7 protein-coding genes are annotated in these 11,076 nt (G+C 70.4%); 2 read left to right on the top strand and 5 right to left on the bottom strand.

What is annotated here, in order from left to right; all coding sequences use genetic code 11:
* Nucleotides 1-272: 272 nt before the first annotated feature.
* From HET64_RS30425 to HET64_RS39715, 3 genes are all read right to left on the bottom strand, one after another.
* Complete coding sequence (locus tag HET64_RS30425) at nt 273-1,376, bottom strand: branched-chain amino acid aminotransferase (protein ID WP_215110368.1); 1,104 nt, start codon at nt 1,374-1,376, stop codon at nt 273-275.
* 255 nt (nt 1,377-1,631) lie between these two features.
* The gene (locus HET64_RS30430; RefSeq protein ID WP_215110369.1) at nt 1,632-2,678 is read right to left on the bottom strand and encodes a 3-isopropylmalate dehydrogenase; all 1,047 of its coding nucleotides are present in this window, start codon (nt 2,676-2,678) and stop codon (nt 1,632-1,634) included.
* A gap of 111 nt (nt 2,679-2,789) precedes the next feature.
* Nucleotides 2,790-2,918, bottom strand: coding sequence for a hypothetical protein (locus tag HET64_RS39715; protein ID WP_097965575.1), 129 nt, complete (start codon nt 2,916-2,918; stop codon nt 2,790-2,792).
* Between the two features lie 396 nt (nt 2,919-3,314).
* Here HET64_RS39715 and HET64_RS30435 point away from each other — a divergent pair, with 396 nt between their 5' ends.
* Nucleotides 3,315-8,423, top strand: a complete 5,109-nt coding sequence (locus tag HET64_RS30435) for a caspase family protein (RefSeq protein ID WP_215110370.1) — start codon at nt 3,315-3,317, stop codon at nt 8,421-8,423.
* Nucleotides 8,424-8,781: 358 nt separating this feature from the next.
* On the top strand, nt 8,782-9,387 hold the full coding sequence (locus HET64_RS30440) for a hypothetical protein (RefSeq protein WP_215110371.1): 606 nt from the start codon (nt 8,782-8,784) through the stop codon (nt 9,385-9,387).
* A gap of 66 nt (nt 9,388-9,453) precedes the next feature.
* Here HET64_RS30440 and HET64_RS30445 read toward each other — a convergent pair whose 3' ends face one another.
* Both HET64_RS30445 and HET64_RS30450 read right to left on the bottom strand, forming a co-directional pair.
* Nucleotides 9,454-10,005, bottom strand: a complete 552-nt coding sequence (locus HET64_RS30445; protein WP_215110372.1) for a GNAT family N-acetyltransferase — start codon at nt 10,003-10,005, stop codon at nt 9,454-9,456.
* Nucleotides 10,006-10,125: 120 nt separating this feature from the next.
* Nucleotides 10,126-11,076 (bottom strand): S1 family peptidase (locus HET64_RS30450; RefSeq protein ID WP_215110373.1); only part of this gene is annotated, 951 nt, incomplete at its 5' end.

Here is an 11,076-nt window from a genome sequence, read left to right on the forward strand (position 1 = left end):
TGTGTATAAGAGACAGGGCGACGGGCATGGGGGCTCCTGGTCGAGAGGGTTAGAGTGCCACTCTAACGACAGATCAAGGGCACGCGGAAGTCATCTCCACCACGGTTCGAGCGGGGCTCTATCCTCCGGAAACGGAGAGCCCGCACCGGGCGGGAGCCCGGTACGCCCTGATCCGGCACGCCGGCCTCGCGGTCCGGACCGCGAGGAGCCGCTCACGCCGTCAGGGCCCGCATGCCGGAGCATGCGGGCCCTGACGGTCCGGGGACAGACCCCTAGCCGAGCGGGTGCATCCAGCCGTGGGTGTCCTCGACGACACCGCGCTGGATGTCGAGAAGACGATCCCGGAGCTTCATGGTGACCTCGCCGGGCCGGCCGTCGCTCTGGGCCCACTCGCCGCCCTCGGACTTCACCAGGCCGACGGGGGTGATGACGGCGGCCGTGCCGCACGCGAAGACCTCGACGAGGGTGCCCTTGGCGGTGTCGTCGCGCCACTGGTCGATGGAGATCCGGCCCTCCTCGGAGCCGTAACCGAGGTCGCGGGCGACCTTGAGGAGGGAGTCGCGGGTGACGCCGGCGAGCAGCGAGCCCGTGAGGGACGGGGTGATGATCTTCTTCGAGCCGTCCTCCTGGGCGTACACGAAGTAGAGGTTCATGCCGCCGAGCTCCTCGACCCACTTGTGCTCGACCGCGTCGAGGTAGGCGACCTGGGCGCAGCCGTGTGCGGCGGCCTCGGCCTGGGCGAGGAGGGAGGCGGCGTAGTTGCCGCCGGTCTTGGCGTCGCCCATGCCGCCGGGAACGGCGCGGACGCGGTTCTCGGAGAGCCAGATGGAGACCGGCTTCACCCCGCCGGGGAAGTAGGCGCCGGCGGGCGAGGCGATGACCAGGAAGAGGTACTCGTTGGCCGGCTTCACGCCGAGGCCGACCTCGGTGGCGATCATGAAGGGGCGCAGGTAGAGGGAGTCCTCGCCGCCGTGGGCCGGGACCCACGCCTTGTCCTGCTGCACCAGCGCGTCGCACGCCTCGATGAACGTCTCGACGGGCAGCTCGGGCATGGCCAGGCGCGCGGCCGAGCGCTGGAAGCGGCGGGCGTTGGCGTCGGGGCGGAAGGAGGCGACCGTGCCGTCGGGCTGACGGTAGGCCTTGAGGCCCTCGAAGATCTCCTGCGCGTAGTGCAGGGTCATGTTGGCCGGGTCCAGCGACAGCGGGCCGTAGGGGACCAGCTGGGCGTCGTGCCAGCCCCGGCCCTCGGTCCAGCGGATGGTCACCATGTGATCGGTGAAGTGCCGGCCGAATCCGGGGTTGGCCAGGATCGCCTCGCGCTCCGCGTCGGACAGCGGGTTCGAGGAGGGCTTGAGCTCGATCGTGGGCGTCGTCATGAGTGCGTGTCCTTCACCGGTCTTGTGTGTGATGGACCGCGCTCACGCCTGTTCGTGCCCGACGCTTTTCGGTCAGGTCCTAGGACGTCCGAGCTTTACCGCGAGCCACGGCCCCGCGTTCGATTATCGCTTGTGGGGGGCCGTGCACGAAATGGTGTGATGCGGTCCAGAGGTCGATGGTGGCACCCGGGGGCCGCACAGGTGAAGCCGCCGGGTGCTTTCGCTGACCCGGCGGCTTCGAAGGGAGTCGTCGGATCAGCCCGCTACGCGTACCGCGAGGGCGTCGCCGATCTCGTCGGTGGTGCGCGTCGCGGCAGCTCCGTCGCGCTCCGCGAGGTCGGCGGAGACGGCGTCCTCGATGCGCACGGCCTCGGTCTCGTAGCCGAGGTGGCGCAGCAGGAGGGCGACGGAGAGGACCGTGGCGGTCGGGTCGGCCTTGCCCTGCCCCGCGATGTCGGGGGCGGAGCCGTGGACCGGCTCGAACATCGACGGGAAGGCGCCCGTCGGGTTGATGTTGCCGGAGGCGGCCAGGCCGATACCGCCGGAGACGGCGGCGGCGAGGTCGGTCAGGATGTCGCCGAAGAGGTTGTCGGTGACGATGACGTCGAAGCGCTCCGGCTGGGTGACGAAGAAGATCGTCGCGGCGTCGACGTGCAGATAGTCGGTGCTGACCTGCGGATATTCGGCGGCGACCCGGTCGAAGGTGTTCTTCCACAGGTGGCCGGCGTAGACGAGGACGTTGTTCTTGTGGACCAGCGTCAGCTTCTTGCGCGGGCGGGCCGCCGCACGCTCGAAGGCGTCCCGGACCACGCGCTCGACGCCGTACGCCGTGTTGAGGCTGACCTCGGTGGCGACCTCGGCGGGGGTGCCGGTGCGCAGCGAGCCGCCGTTGCCGGTGTACGGGCCCTCGGTGCCCTCGCGGACGACGACGAAGTCGATGTCGGGGCGGCCGGCGAGCGGGGTCGCGGTGTTCGGGAAGAGCTTGGAGGGCCGCAGGTTGATGAAGTGGTCGAACGCGAAACGCAGCTTCAGCAGCAGCCCGCGCTCCAGGACGCCGGACGGCACGGACGGGTCGCCGATCGCGCCGAGGAGGATGGCGTCGTGGTTCTTGAGGGCCTCCAGCTCCGCGTCCGGGAGGGTGTCGCCGGTGCGGTGCCAGCGCTGGGCGCCGAGGTCGTACTCCTTGGTCTCCAGCTTCACATCCTGCGGGAGGACAGCGTTGAGGACCTTGAGGCCCTGGGCCACGACTTCCTGGCCGATTCCGTCACCGGGGATCACTGCGAGATCGATGCTGCGAGACATGCCGGAAGCCTAACGGTGCGTCCCACCCCATGACATCCGGCGTCCACCATGCGGACGAGGCGCAAGAGTGTTCGGGGCGTTCGGGGTGGGGTCGAGTGGTACGCGGGCGGCTCAGTGACCGGTCGAGCCGCCGTTGTCGCGGCGGTCCAGGGCGCGCTGGAGAGCGGCGGCGGCGTTCTTGCGGTCCGACTCGGACTGGCGGGGAGCGTGACGGACGCGACGGGCTGTGGTGGTGGCCATGATGGATCGACTCCTTGAGATCGCATGGATGCCGGGGGCAGGCCGCACATCGTGGTGCGGCGCCGAGGCCGGGCCGGGATCGGATTTCGAGGCGCCGGAAGGAGCGGGGAGCGTACGCCGCAGGGGGTTACCTGCTTCGGGGCGTGCACCCACATCCGCCACAGTCGCTCGATCGAGCGATTCGTTCGGCTCCTACCAAGTTAGGACAGTCGGGCCGTCCTGTCTCCACAGTTACTCGGACTTCCTACTATCTGAGACGGCCGCACCGCAGCGGTTCGTCCACAGCCCCTGGACCAGCGCCCGTGCACCGAGGAGCCTTCCTCCTCGCTGCTGAGATTCTCGACGCCCAAGGTCTGGTGAGATCATGTGATCCTTCAGTGGGACCCGGGGGGGCGGATGAGGGACTTCAAGCGCACAGCTCTTCTGATCGGCGTGGGTGACAACCCCGGAGCAAAGGAGCGGCTGCAGCCCTTGGGCGCGACCGTCGAAGCTGATCTGCGGGTCATGAGCGGTGCGCTGCGTGGCAGCGGCTACACCGTGGAGTCGTTGCGTGATCCGACGCGCAACGAGATCGCCGAACGCATCACCGCACTGTCGAGCGCGGCGACCGCCGGAAGCACGCTGCTGATCTATTTCACCGGTCACGGCGTTCGCATCGGCAACATCGACTATCTGGTGCCTGCCGACGCCCTCGCCCCGGCAGGGAACGAGGCAGGGGCCGGGGGCAACGGCAGCGGCTGGGAGCAGCCGCATGTCCGTGAATCCCTGCTGGACGCCGACATCAGCAAGTATCTGGGCAACTGCCGTGCCGACACCGTGCTGTGGCTGATCGACGCCTGCCGTGCGGACGAGGGCGAAGAGAGCAGCGCGTTCGGCAGCCACATCACCCAGGGACCGCCGCACGTCGGCTTCGCCATGATGACCGGGTGCGCGCCCGGGGAGCGCAGTGGGTTCGCCGAGGCGGGCAGCTTCTTCTCGCTGGCCCTTGCTCGCGCGTTCGATCCCCTGACCGAGGCAGCCACAGTGGATCAGGTGTACCGGGCGGTCAAACGGGAGACACAGTCCCTGGCCCGGCGGGCGCGGGCCGGACAGCAGCAGGTGGGGATCCGTTACGGCAGCGATCTGGAAGCGGAGACCAGGTCGAGGGAGGTCGCCCACGGCAGGCGGCTGCTGGAGGCCTGGCAGGATGTCGTGCGCACGCCGGAGCTCTGGGATCACGTGGTGCACGGCGACCGGGATTCCATCGGCTCTCTCCAGGACTGCCTCGGCCGGCTCGCCGCGGAAGTGGCACGTCATGTCCATCACGCGCAGGAACGGCTGCCCGACCCCTGGGCCGACGACGACTATCCGGTACGCCTGGTGCGCGACCGGTTGCCGTCGCTGCTGCCGAAGGACGCCGAACTGTCCGCCCTTGAGGTCACCGCGCTGATCGCCGGCGTCCTTCTGCACGAGGCGGCCTGGGCCGACCGGCTGAGCCAGGCGGCCGAGCTCAGCCCGCGGCTCATGGACCGCATGACCGACGCCGACGACCAGCGGCGCCACTACGAGCAGATCACGGAGTATCACCCGCAGATCGCCGAGAAACTCGCGGACCGGTACTGGTGGGAGACAGATCCGTCGGACGACCACGACGCCGTCATGCTGTGGCTCGTGCACCGGTGGATCGGCGAACGGTTCGCCACCGACGAGAAGGCCGTGCCCGATGGATGGGTCAGCGGGTTCGTCTACCAACTGCTGGAGGCCGCTCCCCCTTCCGCGGGCGAAGTGCCGACCGGCAGGGCCGCCCAACTGGCCACGGCCCTGCGCACGGTCGCCGCGGGTCTCGTCCTCGGAGCCCCGCCCGAGGAACAGCGGCTCACGCTTCCCGAGCGTCATGTCGTACGAAGGACTCCGCAGCGCCTGCGGATCCGGCCCCTCGCGGCGCTTCTGCGGTTGGCGGGGCTGCTCGCCTTCGACGCCCGGCGCCTGCCGGAGGTCGTCGCCGAGCACCTCGCCGTATCCGACCCGGTGGTGCCCCGCGAGGTGATCACCGTGCTTCGGGACGCCGTCTGGGATCCTGACCGCGGAGATAACGCGTCTCCGTATCTGCATCTGGACGCCGTGTGCACCCACCCGGCGGTCCACTCCGCGCTCGCCTCCGTGGTGGAGGACGCCGACGAACTCGGTCACCTGCTCAGGGAGACCGCCGGGCGGCTGCCGATCGACGAGGCCGCCCTGCTGGGGGGTCTGCCCGCACGGCTGACCGACCACCGGCTGCGCCCGGACGAGCAGGGCGGCCTGGACGCCTACGACGTACCTCTCTCGCGCTTCTCCCTGGCACAGACGGAGATCCGACGGCTGCTGATGGGCAAGCAGTTGTACGACGGCAAGAGCGATCTGGCCCTGCGGGAGCTGTACCAGAACGCCCTGGACGCCTGCCGTTACCGGGACATGCGTATCCGCTACCTCCGTGCCTGCGGAAAGGAACCCCGCCCATGGGAGGGTCGCATCCGCATTGAAACCGGGAAGGACGACCGGGGTCACTACGTCGAGTGCGTCGACAACGGCGTGGGCATGACCGTCGACCAGCTCAGGAACACCTTCACCCGTGCAGGCCGCCGATTCGACCAGTCCCATGCCTTCCGCCGTGAGCAGGCCGCCTGGCTCCGGCAGGACAGAGCCCTGCGCCTCTACCCCAACAGCCGTTTCGGTATTGGGGTGTTCAGCTATTTCATGCTCGCCGACGAGATGACGGTCCTCACCCGGCCGGTGGGCCCCGACGGGCGCCCCGCCGAGCGGGCCCTGCGCGTGGAGATTCCCGTCAGCGGCAGCCTGTTCCGCGTACGGGAGGCTGACGAGCGCGACGGAGTGGTCCTGCCCGACGGAGGGACTCGCGTACGACTCTACCTCCGTGACTCCTCGGGCATGAGCGGCAGCTCCTGCGGGTCGGCGCTGCGGTCCCTGGTGCTGATCAGCGAGTTCGGTCTGGAGGTGCGGGGCGAGCACGGCTGGGCGGACGTGTGGGAGCCCGGACGGCTTCAGTCGGGGGGTGTACTCGCCATCAAGGCGGGCTCCGCCGTCGAAGCGGTGCCAGGTGTCCTGTGGTGGGTCGAGGGGGACGGGGCGATCGTCTGCGACGGCATCGCCACCGACAAGCGTACGTTCGGCTACGTTCTCAACCTGTCCGGCGAGCAGGCGGGCCGACTCAGCGTCAACCGGAACAAGCTGGAACACTACGACGTCCGGTGGGCGCGCGAGCAGATACGCCGGGGGGCCGCGGCCCTCGCCGACTGGACCGAGCTGAGTCTGGGCTGGCTGTGGGCCATGGAGTCCCGGCACTCCACGACCGCCCGGATTCTCTGGGAGGAGTGGCAGGGGCGGAATGTACGGGCGTCGGACGAGTACGGCCGTTGGGTCGATCTCGACGAGGTCGGCTGGTTCAAACTCGACGCGCATCTGGGCGGCACGAAACGCGATTACGGCGAGGATAGGCGGCTTCGTGCCGCGGTACGGCCCTGGCGGTCCGCCGCCCTGGGGCCGAGCCAGCGGAGGCAGCGTGAGGCCGGGCCCCTGTCGCTCGAGGGGCACCCGGTTCCTCAGCCGGGCTGGTCGGACATCGCCGCCGAGGTCAAGGGCGACTGGCGCAATGCGGTGGTGATCGCCGGCCGGCAGCACGTGCCTCTGTCGGATGTGCTGCGCGCCACCCGCGGCATGCGCATCGCCCACCCCCGGTTCGCGGGTCCGACGGCCCGGCCCGGTGCCCTCGGCTGGACGCCTGACGCAACGGATCTGCACATCATGGACGGTCTTCTGGGACCGGATCGCGAACCCTGGGACTCACCCGTCCTCACGGCCGACGGCCGGGCGCTGTCCATGCGGGAGTCAACGAGCGACATCTTTTACCGGCATCGGCCCGGGGACCTCAGCGGCATCGTGCGTACCTCGGCGAAGCACGGTCGGAGCCTGGGAGAACTGGCGGATGCCTGCGCCAAATTCGCCCCGCTGGTGGCAGGCCTGCCCTTCGCCGTTCCCGACCGGCACCGGGACCACGTCTGCACCGAGGACGAACTGGCCCTCCTCTATCTCAAGAATGACAAGACGACCTGGAGGCCGGTGGCGTCGCCCTGGGACATCCGAACGGTCGCCGAACGCCTGGGGGTCAGCCCTCGTGAAGTACAGCGCCGGACAGCCGCCTTCGGCTGGCTGCGCCCGGTACCCGATCCGGCCGCTGTCGACCGTTGGGCCGCCGTACCGGACGAGCTCTTTCCCCTCCTGCGACGCTACGTGGTCGATGAGGGCGGCAAGGGCCCGTGGCTGCCCTGGGCTGCCACCATCGACCTCGCGGCGGTATGGGAGATCCCACTGCGGCGGGCCGAACGGATCCTCGCGGAGGAAGCACAGGCTCTCGGCCTGTTCCACCGACGGCGCTACAAGAAGGGCTCGCCCGGCAGGCGGGAGACACCGTCCCCCGACGCGGGTGAGCTCGTGGGATGGCTCCACGATGTCGACGTGCGTCTGGAGGACGGCGTCTCCCTGCGGGACCTCGCGTACGCCCGGCACTACGAGATGTCGTGGGAGACCCTCTCCTGGCTCGTCGATGACCTGCGTGCCGTCGGGGTGGATCTGGCCGACGCGGCTCACCTCCTGCGGGCCTGGGACGGCCTGCCGACGCCCAGTAGGTACGCGTTCTCCGGCACGGATCCCTCGTTCGAGGGGGCCGATTACCCGGTGCCAGCCACATCTGCCGTCCTGTTCACCGCCAGTCAGCAACTGGGGCTGAACCTCTCGTACCTGTGGAAGACCGCCCGCAGGACCGCCCGGCAGCTGGATCTCGGCGACGAGTTGGTGGCACCGGAGCTTCCCGGCCCGCTGAAGAAGTTCAGCCCCACCTGGCACGAAACCGCGGCCCTGATCGATACCAATTCCGACGAGGACGATGATTCCGAGTGGTTCGAGAGCCCCCGCTGGACCACGCTCACCCCTCATGAGCTCGTTACCTACGCCCAGGCCCGCCATATCGGCGTGCGTTCCGCGTTCGAGACGCTGGCGCCGCTGCGGGCCATCGGCGCCCTCGTGCCGGAGCTTGCGGCCGAGGCCGTGGCCGCGCTCCCCGACGACGCGCCGCCGGGCACCCACGACGCCGCGACCGTGGACCCGGGCCACCGCGTCTCCCCGGCCGGATCCCCCCTGCTGCCCCTCGACCTCGTGAGCATCGCCGGGCATCTCGGGGAGTCCGTGGCCAGCACATGGCGCCGCATCACGCCGTACCTGGCTCTGGAGCAGGCGGAGCCATCGATCCCCCACGTTCCCGACGTCGTGCCTCGCTGGCAGGACCTGGCCGTCCTCTCCGAGGGGTTCGACGGAAGGCTGCCCTCGATCGGGGGACCTGTGACCCCGGAACGCCTCGTCGCCTGCGCCCAGGCCGTGGGCGAGACGGCCGAGTGGGTCAGGGAACGACTGGTCGCGTACGCGGACATGTTCGGGCTGGACATGACACCCGTCGCCGAACACGAGAACGGTGGATGACGATGGCACACAGCCGACCGCACGACCACGGCCTGGTCTACGCCGAGGAGGATCTCGGTGAGGTCGATCCCGGTCCGTTCACCCAGCGGCCCGAACCGGGGAACGCAGGGGTGCTCGTCTCCGGGACGTGTCCACGCTGCCATGGCCGTACACGGACGCTGTTCCCGTGGGGCATTCCGGGAACCGGTGGAAAAGGTCTTCTTGATCTGCTGCGCGGAGGACGGTCGACGAGCACATCGGCGATCGCGCCTGGTCCCTTGTCCAACGAGGTGCATTTCTGCGAGTGCGGGCACTCGCATCCGGAGTGCCCGCCCGACACATCGTTCCGCGGGTGCGGGGCGAGCTGGCGGATGAGCCGGTGACCGCGCACTCCGATCGTCGCTGGGCCGAGCTCGCCCGCGAGCTGGAGTTCACGACCCTTCCGGAGCTGCGAAAACAGGCCGAGGGCTGGCGTACCGGCCTCACGGGGCTCACCGCACTTCTGGCGGTGCTCGTGCTGCTGAAGGGCAGGGACGACCTGACGGCACTGCCTGACTGGGCCCGCAACACGGCTGCGGGCTTGGTGATGTCGTCCTTCGGCCTGCTGCTCATCGGTTCTCTGCTGGCGGTCCGAGCCGCTCACGGGGCGCCGGGCCGCGAGATTCTGCTCGGCGGTCAGGAGTTGCGGCGGTGGACCGAGCAGGAGGTGTCCCGTGTGAGGCGAGCATTGGGTCGGGCGACCGCCTGCTGTGTGCTGGGGGTCGTGCTGGTCGTCGGCGCACTCGTCCTCGCCTGGATGACGACCAAGGCCGCTCCCACGCATCCGGTGGAGCTGCGGACCGAGAGCGGAGTCGTCTGCGGTGAACTGATCGGCGCCGACCGGCGGAACATCACTGTCCGCACCGAAGCCGAGGGCATGGTCGTCGCGCCACAGGCGACTGTGGTGAGTGTGCGACCGACCCCTTCCTGCGGCGCGACGCCCTGAAGAACGTCCGGCCGTCGCCGGAGCGCCCCTTCATCGATCATCAGGAGCTCGGCAGCGCCGCCCCCGTCAGAGCAGGTCGCCCTCACGCCAGTCGAACCGGAGCGGGTGGCCGGCCGCGGGCAGGGCGCCTCCGGCCGCGGGGCGGATGTAGGTGGTGCCCTCCTCCTCGGGCAGCGGGACGGGGCCGGCCGGGCCGAGGGCGGCGAGCCTGCCGGGCCACACCTGCCAGCCGCGGGCCGCGTAGAGCGCCGCGCCGGCGTCGGAGGCGGACAGCGCCCCGAAGTCGTAGGCCGTGTCGATGACGTGTTCCAGGGCGGCCATCACCCGGTGGCCGTGGCCCGCGCGGCGGTGGTCGGCGCGGACGGCGACGGCCTCGACGTATCCGGCGCGGTAGGAGCGGTCCGCGTGCAGGACCCGGCGCTGGACGACGCTGCCGTGGGCGATCGGGCGGCCGGCCGCGTCGCACAGCAGGGCGTGGACGCCGCCGAGGGAGTGCTCCCAGTCCTCGTCGCTGAAATCGCCGTCGAAGGCGGCGTCGAGCAGGCCGCGGATCCGGCCCCGTTCGGAGGCGGTGAGCTCGGAGGTGTGGGCGACGCGCACTGCGGGAGACCGGTCCATGGCCTCAGCCTGCCAGCCGCCCCGACCCGCCCGACACCGGATATCGCCGCCGCGCACAGGCCCGCCCGGACCGGGGTGCGCGGGTCCGGGCGGGGCGGGTCGAACAGTGGCGGTGGCGGCTCAGTACACCGTCACGCCGTACGCGGAGAGCGCCTCGGTGACCGGCTGGTGGATGGCCGAGCCCGCGGTGCCCGAGCAGCCGGAGCTGCCGGAGTGGATGCCGAGGGCGACGGATCCGGCGAAGTGCGCGCCGCCGCTGTCGCCGCCGGCCGAGCAGGCGGTGGTGCGGACCATGTTGTAGACGGGCCCGTCGCCGTAGTTGACGGTGACGTTGACGGCGGTGACCGTGCCGGAGGTCACCTTCGTCGTGGATCCGCTCTTCTTGATCGCCTGGCCGACGACGGCGTTGGCGGCGGAGCCGATGTCCTGGGTGGAGCCGTTGTAGAGGTCGACGGTCCCGGCGGGCGACGAGCCGTCCGTGTAGCGGACGATGCCGTAGTCGTTGGTCGGGAAGCTGGTGCCCTCCCGGACACCGACGACCGAACCGCCGGAGCTGGCCGACCAGTTGGCGGAGATGTTGGTGCAGTGCCCGGCGGTCACGAAGTAGCGGGCCCCGCCCTTGGTGACGTTGAAGGCCGCCGAGCAGCGGCTGCCGCCGCCGTAGATCGCTCCGCCGCCCAGCACCTCGCGGTGGAAGACGCCCGGTACGCGCTTGATGTCGACCGCGCCGTCGAGCCGTTCCGCGACGGCTTCGAGGCGGGCCATGTCCCGTGCGGAGACGGACGAGTCGGCCTCGACGGCGACCCGGTTGGTGCGGGGGTCGACGCCCCAGGAGGTGCCGGTGATCTTGGCCTCGGCCTCCAGGGTCTCCATCACGGCGTCGAGCTGGGCGGCGCTGCGGGCCACCCGACGGACGGTGGCCCCGGCGGCGCGGGCCTGCGCCTCGGCCCGGTCGGTGGTGACGGTGACGACCAGGTTCCCGGTCTTCGCGTCGAGGTAGGTGCCGGCGGTGGCGGCCCCGAGCTGCCGTTCGACGGCGGCGTCGAGCGCGTACGCGGACGGGGCGGGGAC

This window comes from Streptomyces sp. McG3, assembly GCF_018619185.1.
Taxonomy (GTDB): domain Bacteria; phylum Actinomycetota; class Actinomycetes; order Streptomycetales; family Streptomycetaceae; genus Streptomyces.